Raw genomic sequence first — 15,849 nt, 5'->3', positions numbered from 1 at the left:
CCCAACGTAAGCGCACAATCCGACTGCACAACAGAATGCACGTGCATCGGCAAACGCACGCCCAACCCGAGTCTTTTTCATCCCCGTCGGCCACCGCCGGTACGCCATACCGTACCTCTCGGATGAAAAAGACTCACCCCAAGGAAATAACCGCAAAGCGACAACCCCGTGTTTTGGGGTATGCGCCCGAATTCAGCCGCGCGCGGCGCCGCGCTCGCGGGCCCAGGCGACGGTCTCGGCGATCCCCTCGGCGAGGGCGGTCGTCGGCTCCCAGCCGAGCGCCTCGCGCGTCGCCGCCGGGTCGACGGACATCGCGGGCAGGTCGCCGAGCCGGGGCGGGGCGAACTCCGGGTCGTCCGGCGCGCCCGCCGCCTCGGCGACCAGCGTGTGCAGGTCCCGGTCGGTCGTCTGGAGCCCGGTGCCCACGTTGAAGCGGCCCCCGCCGCCCGCCTCCCCGGCGGCGCGGGCGAAGGCGTCGACCACGTCCAGGACGTAGACGTAGTCGCGGGTCTGCGTGCCGTCGCCGTAGACCTTGGTCGGACGGCCGGCCAGCAGCGCGTCGGTGAAGATCGACACGACGCCCGCCTCGCCCTCGGGCGTCTGCCGCGGCCCGTAGACGTTCGCGAGCGTCAGCGTCGTGAAGTCGATGCCGTGGAGCTGCTTGTACATCCCCGCGTACACCTCGCCGGCGACCTTCGAGGCCGCGTACGGCGACGCGGGCCGCAGCTCGGCGTCCGCCGGGACGGGCAGCGCGTCCGGCACCCCGTAGACCGCGCAGCTGGAGGTCACCACGACCTTCCGCCCGCCGGCGGCGCGCGCGGCCTCCAGCACGTTGGCGGTGCCGACCACGTTCGTGCGGGCGTCGCCCAGCGGGTCGGACACGCTGACGCGCACGCTGACCTGCGCGGCCAGGTGGCAGATCACCTCGGGGCGGCGGACCGCGACCTTCTCCGCCAGCGCCGGGTCGGCGACGTCCATCTCCCACATCTCGACACCGGGGCGGATGTTGGTGCCGGACGACAGGTCGTCCACGCCGATGACCTCATGGCCGTCGGCGAGGAGCCGGTCGACGAGATGGGAGCCGATGAAGCCGGCCGCGCCGGTGACGAGTGTGAGCACCCGCAGCACGATACCGAAGCGCCGGGCCCGCGCCCGGCCGCGACGGGACGGGCGCGGGCCTCAGACGCTCTCGGACCTGTCGGCCCCGCCGGACGCCTTGATCTCGCCGCAGATCTCCTCGATGCGGCCGAGCACCTTGGCGCGCAGGTCGGTGGGCGCCTGCTCGCACCCGCAGGACTTGTTCACCAGTTTCTTGACGGCCTCTTCGAGCCCGTACTCGCGCAGGCACGGCCCGCACTCGTCGAGGTGCTGGCGCACCTCGCCGCAGCCGCCCTGGTCGAGCTCGCCGTCCAGGTAGGTGTAGACCCGCGCGAGGACCTCGTCGCAGGGCGTCTCGTGGTGGTTCCCACAGCTCATGATGACCCCCTGGTGGCGCGCGTCAGGCCGCGCTCCTCAGCGTAGTCCTCCAGCATGCCGCGCAGCTGGCGCCGGCCGCGGTGCAACCGGGACATCACCGTGCCGATGGGCGTGCCCATGATCTCGGCGATCTCCTTGTAGGCGAAGCCCTCGACGTCGGCGAGGTAGACGGCGATCCGGAACTCCTCCGGCAGGTCCTGCAGGGCCCGCTTCACGTCCGAGTCGGGCAGGTGCTCCAGCGCCTCGGCCTCCGCCGACTTCAGCCCGCTGGAGGTGTGCGACTCGGCGCGCGCGATCTGCCAGTCCTCGATGTCCTCGGTGGCGGCCTGCTGCGGCTGGCGCTGCTTCTTGCGGTAGGAGTTGATGAACGTGTTGGTCAGGATGCGGTACAGCCAGGCCTTGAGGTTCGTGCCCTCCTTGAACTGGTGGAAGGACGCGAACGCCTTGGCGAACGTCTCCTGGACGAGGTCCTCGGCGTCGGCCGGGTTGCGCGTCATGCGCAGCGCGGCCGAGTACAACTGATCCAAGAACGGGAGCACGTCGCGCTGGAACCGCTCCTGGCGCTGCTCCACGGTCTCCGTGGTGCCCGGTACCTGTCCCACCCCCTCGGCTGTGGCGCCCTCGGCCCTGGCTCGGCCTGCGGCGTCGTGTCCCACAGACGATATCGGTCCGCGCGGCCGGCCGACGCGGACGGGTGGCCGCGCGTCGCCGCGGGCCGCCGCGGCGCCGGCTCTCCGCTGCTGGTCGGCGACGGCTGTCGTCATCGGCTCGCACCTCCGTATTGCTCGTGTGAGACGGTGCAACACCGGAACGGCCCCGCCGATTCCCGGGGTGAGGCCCCGGCCGGATCCCCGCCGCACCCGGTGCCGCGTCACTCAGGGTGATGATCGGGGCCGGACGGGGAAGGTAGTGACATAGACGGCGAGAACAGGAGCATTTGGTGCACTCCGTGCCATCGGCGCGACCTTCCGAGCCCAGCATCGCCAGCCTGCGCGACACCTCCGGAGCCGCGGCCGGGGACTCCCTGGCCAGCTACTGGAGGTTCTACCGGGCGGTGGCGGACGCCCAGCTCGCCCGGTGGCTGCCGCGGCGGCCGTCCCGCGTGCTGGACATCTCCGGCGGCCAGGGGCACAGCGCCCGCCGGGCCGCCGACGCCGGCCACGCGGTGCTGGAGGTGCGCGATCCCGACCGCCCGGGCCGCCCGCCCGGCCGCGCCCGCCAGGACGGCGCCCACCGGGACGGAGCGGAGCGCCCGCCGCAGGGCCCGGTCCCGGTGGTCGGCGACTCCGGCACGCTGCCCTACCTCGCCGACGCCTCGGTGGACGCCGTGGTCGCCGAGAACCGCGTGCTGTCCCGGCACCTCGCCACCGAGGCCACCGTCGCCGAGATCGCCCGCGTGCTGCGCCCCGGCGGCCGCGTCCTGCTCTGCGTCGACTCCCTCACCCTCGGGATGGCGCTGCTCGCCGAGCGCAACTACTGGGCGCACCTGTCGGACGTTCCGAGCGCCGAGGTCGTCCTCGTGCCCTGGCCGGACGGGACGATCACCCGCTCGTTCTCGTCCCACCAGCTCCGCGAGCTGCTCGCCGACGCGGGCCTCGACGTCGAGTGGATCCGGCCGCGCACGGTGCTCTCGCCCTCCACGGTCGAGCACGTCCTCGGCGAGTCGCCCCGCGCACTCGCCCGCCTGGTGCGGACCGAGCTGAACGCCCGGCAGACGGACGAGTCGCTCGGCATCCACCTGCTCGCCAGCGCCCGCCGGGCCGGCTAGCCGGAGCCGGGCGCGGGGCGAGGGGGCGGCCGGTCAGCGCCTGCGGTCGCGCCTGCCCTGGCAGGCGATGCAGCGGGCGGCGTCCGGGCGGGCCTCCAGGCGGCCCTCCGGGACGGCCTCGCCGCAGTCGACGCACCGGCCGTAGTCGCCGGCGGCGATCCGGTCCAGGGCGGCGGCCACCCGGCCGCGGTGGCGTTCGAGGGAGTCCAGCGCGGCCTCCACCCGGTCGTGGTCGGTGAGACCGGCCCCGGCGTCCGCGGCGGAACTGTCGCGCTCGGGCGTCTCGCCGCGAAGAATGGCGATGGAACGGTCCAGATCCACGAGCATGGCCTCGAGGCGGGAACGGGCGGCGGCGGTGTCCACGGTCGTGCGCACTCCTCGCACTGGAGCCGCCCTCCCCCGCCGAGGCGGCGCGGTCACAACAACGGGTCAGAACAAACTGTCGGCCTGATCACCAGAGCTATCCCCAGAAATGACCGGCTCTATGAGTTCCGGCCCGTTGTTTCGCACGCTGTTGACGGCTTTCGACACCGGGAAGGCGTCCATTGTCCCGGCCATGGCGGGCACGAGCAGCCCGCGGACCTGCTCGGTGTCGGTGAGCTCCGGGTCGAGCCAGGCGTCCCAGCGGTCCCGCTCGACGATCATCGGCATCCGGTCGTGGATCCGGCCGAGGTCGTCGGGCGCGTCGGTGGTGATGACGGTGCACGTCCACACCCACTCACCCTCCTCGATCCCCCCGGCACCGCCCTCGGGCGCCTTCCACAGCTCGTACAGCCCGGCCATCGCCATGACCTCGCCGTCGTTCGGCCGGATGAAGTAGGGCTGCTTCTGCGGCTTCTTCTTCGCCTTCTTCTCGCCCTCCGCCGGGTCGGGCGAGTCGCCCTGGTCCTGGATCGTGTACCACTCGAAGTAGCCGTCGGCGGGCAGCAGGCACCGGCGCCGGGCGAACGCGCGGCGGTAGGACGGCTTCTCGTGCACGGTCTCGAACCGCGCGTTGATCATCCGGGAGCCGATCGAGAGGTCCTTGGCCCAGGACGGGACGAGCCCCCAGCGCACCGTCCGCAGCTGGCGGACCGCGGCCTCCTCCTCCGGGGCGTCCTTCGGGCGCCGGTTCAGCACCGCCGGCACCTGCTTCGTCGGCGCGACGTTGTAGTCGGGCTGGATGTCCCCGTCGACCGCGTCTACCTGCACCTGGAACTCGTCCAGAAGCTCCTGACGCGCGCGGGTGGTGGCATAGCGTCCGCACATGGGTCCCATAACACCACGAGCCGGCGACACCCGGCCGCCATGGCGCCGCGGCACGCGTGAGTCCCCTTACGGCCGCGCTTGAGGCGCGGCGCGTTGGGCATGTAGCCGGTCATGCGACCCTTCACGACCATGGCCCGCCCGCTCGTGGCGGCGCCCTACATCATGACCGGCCTGGACGCCATCCGCGATCCGCGCGAGCGCGCCGAGCAGGTCGGCCCGGCCGTCAAGCCGGTCGCCGACCGGATCGAGTGGATGCCCAAGGACCCCGAGACGCTCGTCCGCATCGAGGGCGCGATCAGCCTCGGCACGGGCGCGCTGCTGCTGACCGGCCGGTTCCGGCGGCTGACGACGCTGCTGCTCGCCGCGCAGCTGGTCCCGGCGCTGGCGACCGAGCACCGCTACTGGACCGAGGACGACCCCGAGCGCCGCGCCAGCGAGCGCTCGCACCTGCTGAAGAACGCCGCGCTGTTCGGCGCGCTGCTGATGGCGGCGACCGAGCCGCGCCGCCCGCCGCGCGCCGCGGAGCTGCGCCGCGCGCTGCGCGAGACGCAGATCAAGAGCGGCGCGGACGCGAAGGCGATGCGCCGGGAGGCCGCCGCCACGCTGCGGGACGCCCGCCGGGAGGCCGCCCGCCAGGTGCGGATCGCGCGCGCGGAGGCCGGGCGCAAGGCCGCCGTGCAGGGCGCGAAGGCGGCCAAGACGAAGAAGAGCGCCAAGCCGGGCGGCGGCATGCTCAAGCCGGGCGGCATGCTCAAGGCCGGGAAGGCGGGCAAGGCGGGGGGCAAGGCCGGGGGCCTGCTGACGAAGGCCGGCGCCGCGGGCACGTTCAAGGCGGGCAAGGCGACCGGCGCGCTCAAGGGCATCGCGTCCCGGGGCGGGGCGAAGCGGGGCCGCTCCACCGGCCCGGACGTGCGGACGGCGGCGGCCCACCGCGCGGGGAAGGCCGCGAAGGCGGGCAAGGCCGCGGGCAAGAGCATGAAGGCGGGCACCGCCACCCAGGCGGCGAAGGCGATGAAGGCCGGCAGGACGGTGAAGACCGGCACGGCCGTCCAGGCGGGCAAGGTCCTGGAGGCGGTCAAGCGCTGACTTTCCGAAGAGAGCCTTAAAAGACCCTCAAGACGGTTGAACCCGGGGGCGGAGCGGTTCCGTACTGCTTGACGACCGCCCGCATTCGAGCACCCCGGAGACGCCCCGGCCATGGCACTTCCCGGATCGACCGGCCGCCGGCCCGGCGGGTTGCGGAGCCTGCTCCGCCGCCCCGGCCCGGCACGCCCGCCCGGCGGCGCCACCGCCCCGGACGACGAGGACATGGTCACCGCGCTCTACCGCGAGTACCATCGGCCCCTCCTCGCGTTCGTCCTCCGGCTGACCGGCGGTGACCGCCAGTGGGCCGAGGACGTGGTGCAGGAGACCATGATCAGGGCGTGGCGCAGCGCGGACCGGCTGGACGACCGGACCTCGTCGCTGATGCCGTGGCTGGCCACGGTCTCCCGGCGTATCGTGATCGACCACCGGCGGCAGCGCGAGGTCCGGCCGCCGGAGGTCGGCGACGGCCCCCTGGAGAACGTGCCGATGGCGGACGAGCTGGACGGCCTGCTGCGCAAGGTCGTCGTGGCGGAGGCCCTGGAGTCCCTGTCGCCCGCGCACCGGCAGGCGCTGACGGAGACGGTGCTGCGCGACCGGACGGTGAACCAGGCCGCCGAGCACCTCGGCATCCCGGTGGGGACGGTCAAGTCCCGCGTCTACTACGCGCTGCGCGCCCTGCGCGTCGCCTTGGAGGAGAGGGGGGTGACCTCGTGAGTTCCCAGATCGAGCACACCGATGTCGGCGCCTACGCGCTCGGCCTTCTCGAACCCGGCGACCGGCGGGCGTTCGAGGCGCATCTGGCCGGCTGCGGCCGCTGCCAGGCCGAGCTGGGCGAGCTGTCGGGGACGGCCGGGGCCCTCTTCTCGCTGGTGCCCGAGCCGGGCCTGTCCCCGGGCGGGGAGGAGGCGGAGGCGGGTGAGGACGAGCCGTCCACACCCCCGGCCGCCGTCCTCGACATGGTGCGCGGCCGGCGGCGCGCCGACCGGAGGTTCCGCCGGGGCGCGTACGTGGTCGGCACGGCCGCCGCGGCGGTGGCGCTGGGCGCGGGCGTCGCGATCGGCGCCGCGCTCGGCGAGGAGGGCGAGCAGCGGCAGCCGCCGCCGGTGGCGCAGCCCGTCGCGGGCCGGCAGTTCCACGCGACCGACGCGGGCACCGGCGCGTCCGGGACGGTCGGGCTGGTCGACAAGGGCTGGGGCACGCAGGTCAGCCTGGAGCTGCGCGGCATCAAGGGGCCGCTGCGGTGCCACCTGGAGGCCGTCTCGAAGGACGGCGAGCGCAGCGTCGTCGCGGGCTGGCGCGTCCCCGACAAGGGCTACGGCGTGCCGGGCCAGCCCAAGCCGCTCGTCATGCAGGGCGGGACGGGGCTCGACATGGGCGAGATCAGCAGCTTCGTGGTCAGGCTGGACGGCGGCGGGACGCTCCTCACCATCCCGCTTTGACCTGCCGCGGCCCGATAGCCTTGGGGCATGCCCTCTCCGCATTGGTCCGCCCCCGTCGCGCACGCCCCGGTGGACGCCGTGGTCCCGCTGCCCGGCTCGAAGTCGATGACGAACCGGGCGCTGGTGCTGGCCGCGCTCGCCGCCGCGCCCGGCCGGATCGTCCGGCCGCTGCGCAGCCGCGACACCGACCTGATGGCCGCCGCGCTGCGCGCGCTCGGCACCGGGGTGGCCGAGGACGGCGACGACTGGCTGGTCACCCCGGGTGAGCTGCGCGGCCCGGCGCGCGTCGACACGGGCCTGGCCGGGACGGTGATGCGGTTCCTGCCGCCGGTCGCGGCGCTCGCCGCCGGCGAGGTGTCCGTGGACGGCGACCCGCGCGCCCGGGAGCGGCCGATGGGCCCGATCATCACCGCGTTGCGGGCGCTCGGCGCCGGCATCGACGACGGCGGGCGGGGCGCGCTCCCGTTCACCGTGCGCGGGACGGGGTCCGTGGGCGGCGGCGCGGTGGTGATCGACGCGTCCGGGTCGTCCCAGCTGGTGTCGGGGCTCCTGCTGGCCGCGCCGCGTTTCGAGAAGGGCGTGGAGGTCCGGCACGAGGGCCCGCCGGTGCCGTCGGGCGCGCACCTGGCGATGACCGTCGAGATGCTCCGCGAGGCGGGCGCGGTGGTCGAGGCCGAAGAGAACGTCTGGCGGGTGGCCCCCGGCCCGCTCCGGGGCCGCGAGTGGGTGATCGAGCCCGACCTGTCGAACTCGGCGCAGTTCCTCGGCGCCGCGCTCGTCACCGGCGGGCGGGTGACCGTGCCGGGCTGGCCCGCGCGGACGACGCAGCCGGGCGACGCGCTGCGCGGCCTGCTCACCGAGATGGGCGCGGAGGTGTCGCACGGGCCGGACGGCCTGACCGTGCGGGGCCCCGCCGGCGGGTTCCGCGGCCTGGAGGCCGACCTGCACGAGGTCGGCGAGCTGACCCCGGTGCTCGCGGCGCTGTGCGCGCTGGCCGGCTCGCCGTCCCGGCTGACCGGCATCGCGCACCTGCGCGGGCACGAGACCGACCGGCTGGCCGCGCTGGTCGCCGAGATCAACGGGCTGGGCGGCGACGCCGCCGAGCTGCCGGACGGGCTGGAGATCCGGCCCCGCCCGCTGCACGGCGGCGTGTTCCACACCTACGACGACCACCGGATGGTGATGGCGGCGGCGGTGCTCGGACTGGCCGTTCCCGGCATCGAAGTGGAGAATCCGGAGACCGTGGGCAAGACTCTTCCGAACTTCACTCGGTTGTGGGCGTCCCTGCAGGCGCCCGCCTGACGGCAGGGGCGGACACTGGCTCGACGAGCACACGACTACGACGAGGACGACGTCCGGGTGCGGCCCGGGCGCCGCGGGTCGCGGCCGCGCACCCGCCGCCGTCCCGCGCACGATGACGCCTCCCCCGGCTTCGTGACGGCCGTGGACCGGGGCCGCTACCGCTGCCTGGTGGATCTCGGCACCGACGACGAGCGCGCCGTGACCGCGATGCGCGCCCGCGAGCTCGGCCGCAAGGGCGTGGTCGTGGGCGACCGGGTGGCGGTGGTCGGGGACGTGTCCGGCGCCGCCGACACCCTCGCCCGGATCGTCCGGGTGGAGCCGCGCACCTCCTCGCTGCGCCGCACCGCCGACGACACCGACCCGTTCGAGCGGATCATCGTCGCGAACGCCGACCAGCTCGCGATCGTGACCGCGCTGGCCGACCCGGAGCCGCGCCCCCGCATGATCGACCGGCAGCTCGTCGCCGCCTACGACGCCGGGATGGAGCCGCTGCTCTGCCTGACCAAGGCCGACCTCGCCGGCGCGGAGGCGCTGGTCGCCGAGTACGCGCCGCTCGGCGTCCCGTACGTGGTGACCCGGCGCGGCGGCGGCCTCGACGAGCTGCGCGGCCATCTGGCGGGGCGCACCAGCGTCCTCGTCGGGCACTCCGGCGTCGGCAAGTCGACGCTGGTGAACGCGCTCGTCCCGGACGCCGAGCGCGCGGTCAGCCATGTCAACGCGGTGACCGGCCGCGGCCGGCACACCTCCTCGTCGGCGATCGCGCTGGAGCTGCCCGGCGGCGACGGCTGGATCATCGACACCCCGGGCGTGCGGAGCTTCGGGCTGGCGCACGTCGACCCGGAGAACGTGATCAACGCGTTCGACGACCTGGCCGAGGGCGCCGCCGAGCGCTGCCCGCCGCACTGCGACCACTTCCAGGACGACTGCGGCCTGGACGGGTGGGTCGCCGACGGGCACGCCTCGCAGGCCCGGCTGGACTCGCTGCGCCGCCTGCTCGCCAGCCGGGAGTCGGACGCCGAATAGCCGGGCGTCGCCCGCGCCTCGCCTTCGCATTGCCCGCGACGGCTCGCCGTCCGCGTCGGTAAGGTCCCCTTCATGCCTCAGTTGATCGCGGCGCGGTACGAGCTCGTGGAGGTGCTCGGCCGGGGCGGGATGGGCGCCGTCTGGCGGGCCCGCGACCGGACGCTGGACCGCGAGGTCGCGGTCAAGGAGGTGACGCTGCCGCAGGGCCTGGACGAGGCGCAGGTCGAGCGGCTGTACGCGCGGACGTTCCGGGAGGCGCGGTCGGCGGCGCGGCTCGACCACCCGGGCATCGTGACGGTCCACGACGTCGTCGAGGAGGACGGCCGGCCCTGGATCGTCATGCAGTTCGTCCGGGCGGAGTCGCTGGACCGGGTCCTCAGGCGGGAGGGGCCGCTGCCGCCCGCGCGGGTCGCGGCGATCGGCCTCGACCTGCTCGACGTGCTCGGCGCGGCGCACGCGGCCGGGGTCGTGCACCGCGACGTCAAGCCGGGGAACGTGCTGCTGCCGGGCGGCCGGGCCGTCCTCACCGACTTCGGGATCGCGACCGTGGCGGGCGACGAGACCCTCACCCAGGCGGGCGCGATCGTCGGGTCCCCCGCGTACCTGGCGCCCGAGCAGGCCCGGCACCAGAAGGCGACCCCGGCGTCCGACCTGTGGTCGCTGGGCGGGACGCTCTACGCCGCCGTGGAGGGGCGCCCGCCGTTCGCGCGGCCGGACGTGTGGGGCGTGATGGCCGCCGTCCTGTCCGACGACCCGGACCCGCTGCGCCTCGCCGGGCCGCTGGCGCCCGTCCTGCACGGGCTGCTGCGCAAGGACCCCGCGCAGCGGATCGGCCCCGACGAGGCCCGGCGCCTGCTCCGCCGGGCCGCCGACGCCGCGCCGCCGGCCATCGCGCCCGGCCCGCCGCCGCACGACATCACGCTGCCGCCGCCCGGCACCGCCCCGACGGCTCCCCCGCCGCCGCCCCCGCCGCGGCGGCGGGTGCCGTGGCCGCTGATCGTGCCCGCGGGCGTCTTCGCGGCCGCGCTCGCCGTCGCCGTCATCGTGGTCGTCATCTTCACCAGCAACGGCAACGAGCAGAACCCGAGCGGCCGGCCCGGCACCTCGACGTCGGGAACGCCGTCGCCGGCGTCGTCCGCGCCCTCCTCGCCGCCCGCCGACTACCGGATCTACCGCGGGTCGAGCTTCGTCGTAGCCGTCCCCAAGGGGTGGAAGGAGGAGGCCGAGGGCGACGACGTCACGTTCACCGACGAGACGAAGGGCGTGACGCGGGGTCTGGCGTTCCAGCGCCTCGGCTCGTCCTTTCAGAGCCCCGGTGACGGCCTGGCGGCCGCGATCGGCCAGATGAAGAGCGACACGGGGTCGTATCCCGACTTCAAGCAGGAGAGCTTCGAGCGGAGCGTCCCGTACAAGTACGGGCCGGCGGCCGAACTGCAGTTCACCTTCACCAAGAACGGCACGCCCGGCCGCGCGCGCGTGCGGGTGTTCGGCTCGGGCGGCGTCCTCTACCAGGCGCTGCTGGCGACCGACCAGGCGCACTGGGACGAGAGCGTCGCCTACTACGATACGTTCCTGCAGAGCCTCACCATGAAGTCCTGACCATGAAGTCCTAGCGGCGCGGCCCGGCCGCGCCCCCCGGACTTACCCGCGCGACTCCTCGAACAGGGTGCGGGCCTTGGCCTCGGCCTCGTTCAGCGCCTCGACGTGCCGGGGCGCGAGCTCCTCCACGCAGCGGGTCATCTCCTCGGTGACGTGGCTGAACGCGGTCTCCTCCGCGCCGCGCAGCGCCGCCCGCACGGTCGCCGACCGGGCGCCGAGCGCGGACCACTCCAGCTCCAGCCGCGCGACGGCCTCGTCGAACGCCCGGGACGTCTCGGCGCCCGCGCTCTTCAGCTCGTCGGGGACCGGCCCCCGGCCCGCCTTGCGGGCGTGGCCGGACAGCGTCGAGATGCGGCTCGCCAGCTCCAGGCCCTCGCGGGCCAGCGGCAGCACGTCGTGGATCAGGTCGGTGACCGCCTTGGCCAGCTCCTCAACCCGCGTCAGCAGCGTCTGCGTCGCCGCCTCCAGCGCCTTGGAGGTGCGTTCGGCGACGCGTGCGGCGACGTCCTCCTGCTGCCGGGACAGGACGGGCACGACGTCGCGGTCCAGCAGCCGGCGCAGCTCGCGCTCCCACGCGCCGCGGTCGCCGGGACCGGCGCGGCCGGCCCAGTCCGCCCAGACCCGCTCGATGCGCTCGGCCCCGGACGCGGCGATCTCCGCCGTGATCTCGTCGAGGGCCTCGCCCACCCGGGCCTTCAGCCGGTCCACGCGCCCGTAGAGGGCCTCGCGTTTGAACGGGTCGTTGAGCTCGTTGAGCTGCGCCTGCAACCGGCGGGAGACGTCGATCGCGTGCTCGGCGAGGGGGACGAGGCGGTCGGCGAGCTCGTCGAGCGTTTCCGCCCGGCGCGGGTCGGTCAGCTCGGCCACCCATGCGGGAAGGTCGTGCGCCATGGCCCCCATGCTGCCACCACCCGCCCCCCGAAACCGGCGATCGCGGCCCGGCGCGCCACGTCCGGACGCCGGAAAGGCCGGTACGGCACGGACGGGTGTGTCCGGGCGGGGGCGATCAGGGTAGCGTTGCACGCCGTGGCGGGCTATTCCGATGACCTTCGTCTCGCGCATGTGCTGGCGGACGGGGCCGACGACATCACGACCAGGCGTTTCCGCGCCCTCGATCTCGACATCGAGACCAAGCCGGACCTGACGCCGGTCAGCGACGCCGACCGCAGCGTGGAGGAGCAGATCCGCGGCACGCTGAAGCGGGCCCGCCCGCGGGACGCGGTCATCGGCGAGGAGTACGGCAAGACGGGCTACGGGAACCGCTGCTGGATCATCGACCCGATCGACGCGACGAAGAACTTCGTGCGCGGCGTGCCGGTGTGGGCGACGCTGATCGCGCTGATGGAGAACGACGAGATCGTGGTCGGCGTGGTGTCGGCGCCCGCGCTGAACAAGCGCTGGTGGGCGGCCCGCGGCGGCGGCGCCTGGACGGGCCGCAGCCTCACCCGCGCCACCCGGATGAACGTGTCGTCGGTGGGCGACCTCGCCGACGCGTCGCTGTCGTTCTCCAGCCTGAGCGGCTGGGAGGAGCAGGGCCGCCTCACCCAGTTCCTCGACCTGACCCGGTCGGTGTGGCGGACGCGGGCGTTCGGCGACTTCTGGTCGCACATGATGGTCGCCGAGGGCGCGGTCGACATCTCCACCGAGCCGGAGGTGTCGCTGTGGGACCTCGCCGCCCTCCAGGTGATCGTGGAGGAGGCGGGCGGCATGTTCACCGACCTGTCCGGCGTCCCGGGCCCGGACGGCGGCAGCGTGGTCTGCTCGAACGGCAGGCTGCACGCCGACGTCCTGCGCGCCCTGGGCGGCGGCCAGCTGTCCCTGCGCATCTGACCTCCCCGCGCTGGGCATACCCTCCGCGCGGCCAGATCATGATGGCCATCCGCCCCACTCGCGACATATCGTGGAACAGCGGTCGCGGGGCGGCCGTTGTACCAGATGGGCGGTGTCCCGGATGGGCGGCCCTTAACGGAGGTACCAGATGTCGACCCAGACCAAGGTAGTGATCGGCGGCGTCGTCGTCGGCTTCCTGACCCTGTTCGTCTTCCCGTGGTGGCTGAGCGCGCTGATCATCCTCGGCGTCCTCGGCGCGCCGCTCGTCGGCTACATGATGCTCGACCCGTCGCAGCGCAAGCGGGTCCGGTCGCAGGGCCGCAAGCGGCTCGGGAGCTGAGGCCCGGCGCCCGTTAGGGTGCGGGGGTGGCGGAAACACGGGTCGGGGTCGTCGGCGCGGGGATCCTCGGGCTGGCGATCGCGCGCCGGCTGGCGGAGACGCGTCCCGGCGTCCGGGTGACGGTCCTCGACAAGGAGGACCGCGTCGCGGCCCACCAGACGGGCCACAACAGCGGCGTCGCCCACGCGGGCCTGTACTACGCGCCCGGCTCGCTCAAGGCGACGCTGTGCAGGCGCGGGATCGGGCTGCTCAAGGAGTACTGCACCGACCGGAACCTGCCCTACGAGGAGTGCGGCAAGGTCGTCGTGGCGCGCGACGCGTCCGAACTGGCCGCGCTGGACGAGATCGAGCGGCGCGCGACCGCCAACGGCGTCCCGGGCCTGCGCCGCCTGACGGGCGGCGGGCTGCGGGAGATCGAGCCGCACGCCGCCGGGGTCGCCGCGCTGCACTCCCCCACCACGGCGATCGCCGACTTCCCGGCGGTCGCCCGCGCGTTCGCCGCGGACGTCGCCGCGGCCGGCGGCGAGATCAGGCTCGGCTTCGAGGTCGTCCGGCTCGGCCGGGCCGGCGACCGGGTCACGGTCGCGTCCCCGCACGAGGAGCTGGTCTTCGACCGCCTCGTCGTGTGCGCGGGGCTCCAATCGGACCGGGTGGCGCGCCTGGCCGGCGACGCGCCCGCCCCGGCGATCATCCCGTTCCGGGGCGAGTACTACCGGCTCGTCCCGTCCCGGACGGCCCTGGTCCGCGGCCTGATCTACCCGGTGCCCGACCCCCGCTACCCGTTCCTCGGCGTGCACTTCACGCGGCGCGTGGACGGCGGCGTGGACATCGGCCCCAACGCCGTCCTGGCGCTGGCCAGGGAGGGCTACCGGCGGCGGGATGTCCGCCCCGGCGACGTGTGGGAGACGGTCCGCTGGCCCGGCTTCCGCCACCTTGCGCGGCGGCACTGGCGGACGGGCGCGAAGGAGCTGTACGGGTCGGCGGTGAAGCGGGCGTTCGTCGCCGAGGCGCGCGGGTTCGTCCCGGCGCTCACGGCCGTCGACGTCGTCGCGGCGCCCGCCGGGGTCCGCGCGCAGGCGGTGGACCCCGACGGCTCGCTCGTCGACGACTTCCGCATCGGGCGCGTCGGACCGGTCGTGACGGTCCGCAACGCCCCGTCCCCGGCGGCGACGTCCTCCCTGGCCATCGCCGAGCACGTGGTCGAGCGGCTCTAGTCCCAGAGCTTGCGGACGTCGCCGCGCGGGTCGGCGGCGGTCGCGTCGCCCGGCCCGTCGAACGTCCGCACCGGCCGCGCGGACGGGTCGAAGCGCTCCCAGCCGGGGTCGCCGGAGGCCGCGAAGTCCACCCAGTGGCGGTGCATCCGGTCGGCGAGGGCCTGCGGCGGGTTCGGCCCGGTCAGCCCCTCCTCCTCGGCGGTCAGGTTGTCGAACACGAAGCCCAGTTCGAGGGCGTGGCAGGCGCCGAGGCCGTGGTTCGGCGACCGCCACGCGAACTCGTACATCCAGGTGCGGCCGCCGGAGGCGGCGTGCCCGGCGGCGGCGCGGTTCGCCGGGATCCGGAACAGGTGGTCGGTGATGATCGTCGCCATCAGCTCGCCCGCCGTCAGCTCCGGGTACCGGTCCCGGTAGGCGCCGGGCAGCCCGGCCGGGACGCCCATCCCGGTGGTGACGAGGCCCACGACCTCGTCGGTGAGCTGGTCCGCGAGGCCGGTCGGCATCAGGAAGAACCGGAACTCCTCGGAGGTGTAGCCGATGAGGAGGTCGACGTCGCGGCCGGCGCCGGCGGCGATGGCGTCCTCGGGCCGCCGGGCGAGCAGCGCGCCGTCCAGCACCGGGGTGAGGGACATGCCGCCCGCCGCGGTGGTGGCGCCCCACCGGCCGGGGTCGGGGACCATCGAGACCTCGGCGGCGACGGACGACTGCGCGGGCAGGATCGCGGCCGGGTCGAGCGCCGCGAACGCCTCCGCGGTCGGCTCGATGCCGAGCCGGGCGGCCATCTCCTTCGTGACGAGCATGGCGTCGTCCGGGTCCTGCGCGATGCTGCCCGCGCCGCTCTGCGCGATCGCACGCCGGAACAGCCCGAGGTCGAGGGAGAGCAGGGTGGTGACGCTCATCCCGCCCGCCGACTCGCCGAAGACGGTGACGTTGCCCGGGTCGCCGCCGAAGGCCGCGATGTTGTCGCGGACCCACTCCAGCGCGGCGATCTGGTCGAGCAGCCCCCGGTTGAGCGGGGCGCCCGGCAGGTTCGCGAAGCCCTCGACGCCGAGCCGGTAGTTGACGGTCACGCAGACGACGCCGTCGCGGGCGAAGTTGCGCCCGCTGTAGACGGGGACGGCGCCGGACCCGTTGCGGAACGCGCCGCCGTGGATCCACACCATCACGGGCAGCCCGGTGGCCCCCGGCTCCGGCGTCCAGACGTTCAGGTTGAGGCAGTCCTCACCCGGGATGTCGGGGTCGGGCAGCAGGGCGTCGTACGGCTTGGGGTAGCCGGGCTTCGGCGCGGTCGGCCCGTACTCGAAGGCGTCGCGGACGCCGTCCCACGGCTCCGGCGGGCGCGGCTCCCGGAAGCGGTTCGGCCCGAACGGCGGCGCGGCGTAGGGGATGCCGAGGAAGGCGGTGACGCCGTCCCGCGTCCTGCCGCGCACCTTTCCGTGGGACGTCTGGACGACCGCCTCCATGCCGCGCCTCCGGTTCTAGAACGAAGTTCGATGACCAGAGCGTACGGGACGGACGGCGGCG

Annotated in this window: 17 protein-coding genes; 10 read left to right on the top strand and 7 right to left on the bottom strand. The window is 74.6% G+C overall.

The genetic code is table 11. From position 1 onward, the window contains the following. Nucleotides 1–192 precede the first annotated feature (192 nt). The 3 genes from AB0K34_RS16010 to AB0K34_RS16000 are packed head-to-tail and all read right to left on the bottom strand — an operon-like array spanning nucleotide 193 to nucleotide 2,078. Nucleotides 193–1,119, bottom strand: coding sequence for an NAD-dependent epimerase/dehydratase family protein (locus AB0K34_RS16010; RefSeq protein ID WP_301177607.1), 927 nt, complete (start codon nucleotides 1,117–1,119; stop codon nucleotides 193–195). 60 nt (nucleotides 1,120–1,179) lie between these two features. Continuing rightward, nucleotides 1,180–1,476 carry a mycothiol system anti-sigma-R factor gene (gene rsrA, locus AB0K34_RS16005; protein ID WP_171069158.1) on the bottom strand — a complete coding sequence of 99 codons (297 nt, stop codon included), beginning with the start codon at nucleotides 1,474–1,476 and terminating at the stop codon, nucleotides 1,180–1,182. Next, a complete protein-coding gene (locus AB0K34_RS16000) occupies nucleotides 1,473–2,078 on the bottom strand; it encodes a sigma-70 family RNA polymerase sigma factor (RefSeq protein ID WP_138638246.1) in 606 nt (201 codons plus the stop codon). The genes rsrA and AB0K34_RS16000 overlap by 4 nt, the downstream gene beginning before the upstream one ends. 338 nt (nucleotides 2,079–2,416) lie before the next feature. Here AB0K34_RS16000 and AB0K34_RS15995 point away from each other — a divergent pair, with 338 nt between their 5' ends. Then, complete coding sequence (locus tag AB0K34_RS15995) at nucleotides 2,417–3,244, top strand: methyltransferase domain-containing protein (protein WP_364549229.1); 828 nt, start codon at nucleotides 2,417–2,419, stop codon at nucleotides 3,242–3,244. A gap of 33 nt (nucleotides 3,245–3,277) precedes the next feature. Here AB0K34_RS15995 and AB0K34_RS15990 read toward each other — a convergent pair whose 3' ends face one another. Further along, nucleotides 3,278–3,619, bottom strand: a complete 342-nt coding sequence (locus AB0K34_RS15990) for a TraR/DksA family transcriptional regulator (protein ID WP_364549226.1) — start codon at nucleotides 3,617–3,619, stop codon at nucleotides 3,278–3,280. 54 nt (nucleotides 3,620–3,673) lie between these two features. After that, nucleotides 3,674–4,492, bottom strand: a complete 819-nt coding sequence (locus AB0K34_RS15985; RefSeq protein WP_364549224.1) for an SOS response-associated peptidase — start codon at nucleotides 4,490–4,492, stop codon at nucleotides 3,674–3,676. Between the two features lie 111 nt (nucleotides 4,493–4,603). Between AB0K34_RS15985 and AB0K34_RS15980 the strand changes: the two genes are divergently transcribed. From AB0K34_RS15980 to AB0K34_RS15955, 6 genes are all read left to right on the top strand, one after another. Beyond that, complete coding sequence (locus tag AB0K34_RS15980; RefSeq protein WP_364549221.1) at nucleotides 4,604–5,578, top strand: DoxX family membrane protein; 975 nt, start codon at nucleotides 4,604–4,606, stop codon at nucleotides 5,576–5,578. Nucleotides 5,579–5,689: 111 nt separating this feature from the next. Further along, nucleotides 5,690–6,292: a sigma-70 family RNA polymerase sigma factor gene (locus AB0K34_RS15975; RefSeq protein ID WP_364549218.1), complete on the top strand. Its 603-nt coding sequence runs from the start codon at nucleotides 5,690–5,692 to the stop codon at nucleotides 6,290–6,292. Then, complete coding sequence (locus AB0K34_RS15970; protein WP_364549215.1) at nucleotides 6,289–7,017, top strand: zf-HC2 domain-containing protein; 729 nt, start codon at nucleotides 6,289–6,291, stop codon at nucleotides 7,015–7,017. The genes AB0K34_RS15975 and AB0K34_RS15970 overlap by 4 nt, the downstream gene beginning before the upstream one ends. 27 nt (nucleotides 7,018–7,044) lie before the next feature. Beyond that, nucleotides 7,045–8,319 carry a 3-phosphoshikimate 1-carboxyvinyltransferase gene (gene aroA / locus AB0K34_RS15965; protein ID WP_364549212.1) on the top strand — a complete coding sequence of 425 codons (1,275 nt, stop codon included), beginning with the start codon at nucleotides 7,045–7,047 and terminating at the stop codon, nucleotides 8,317–8,319. A gap of 57 nt (nucleotides 8,320–8,376) precedes the next feature. Further along, nucleotides 8,377–9,342 carry a ribosome small subunit-dependent GTPase A gene (rsgA, locus tag AB0K34_RS15960; RefSeq protein WP_364549209.1) on the top strand — a complete coding sequence of 322 codons (966 nt, stop codon included), beginning with the start codon at nucleotides 8,377–8,379 and terminating at the stop codon, nucleotides 9,340–9,342. 72 nt (nucleotides 9,343–9,414) lie between these two features. After that, nucleotides 9,415–10,941: a serine/threonine-protein kinase gene (locus AB0K34_RS15955; RefSeq protein WP_364549206.1), complete on the top strand. Its 1,527-nt coding sequence runs from the start codon at nucleotides 9,415–9,417 to the stop codon at nucleotides 10,939–10,941. A gap of 42 nt (nucleotides 10,942–10,983) precedes the next feature. Here the strand turns inward: AB0K34_RS15955 and AB0K34_RS15950 are convergent, their stop codons facing one another. Continuing rightward, nucleotides 10,984–11,832, bottom strand: coding sequence for a hypothetical protein (locus tag AB0K34_RS15950; protein ID WP_364549204.1), 849 nt, complete (start codon nucleotides 11,830–11,832; stop codon nucleotides 10,984–10,986). Nucleotides 11,833–11,967: 135 nt separating this feature from the next. On the opposite strand from AB0K34_RS15950, the gene hisN reads away from it, so the two are divergent. From hisN to lhgO, 3 genes are all read left to right on the top strand, one after another. Beyond that, on the top strand, nucleotides 11,968–12,771 hold the full coding sequence (gene hisN, locus AB0K34_RS15945; protein ID WP_138639206.1) for a histidinol-phosphatase: 804 nt from the start codon (nucleotides 11,968–11,970) through the stop codon (nucleotides 12,769–12,771). Between the two features lie 148 nt (nucleotides 12,772–12,919). Next, a complete protein-coding gene (locus AB0K34_RS15940) occupies nucleotides 12,920–13,111 on the top strand; it encodes a hypothetical protein (protein WP_138639205.1) in 192 nt (63 codons plus the stop codon). Nucleotides 13,112–13,137: 26 nt separating this feature from the next. Continuing rightward, nucleotides 13,138–14,325, top strand: a complete 1,188-nt coding sequence (gene lhgO, locus AB0K34_RS15935; protein ID WP_364549201.1) for an L-2-hydroxyglutarate oxidase — start codon at nucleotides 13,138–13,140, stop codon at nucleotides 14,323–14,325. On the opposite strand, the gene AB0K34_RS15930 is transcribed toward lhgO, so the two are convergent. Next, nucleotides 14,322–15,788, bottom strand: coding sequence for a carboxylesterase/lipase family protein (locus AB0K34_RS15930; protein ID WP_364549199.1), 1,467 nt, complete (start codon nucleotides 15,786–15,788; stop codon nucleotides 14,322–14,324). The two genes, lhgO and AB0K34_RS15930, sit on opposite strands and share 4 nt — an antisense overlap. Nucleotides 15,789–15,849: the final 61 nt, after the last annotated feature.

Origin of the sequence: Actinomadura sp. NPDC049382 (assembly GCF_040677125.1) — a bacterium.
GTDB classification, from domain to species: Bacteria; Actinomycetota; Actinomycetes; order Streptosporangiales; family Streptosporangiaceae; genus Spirillospora; species Spirillospora geliboluensis.
The sequence above is the reverse complement of the archived record's forward strand: the minus strand, read 5'-3'. Positions and strand labels throughout refer to the sequence as shown.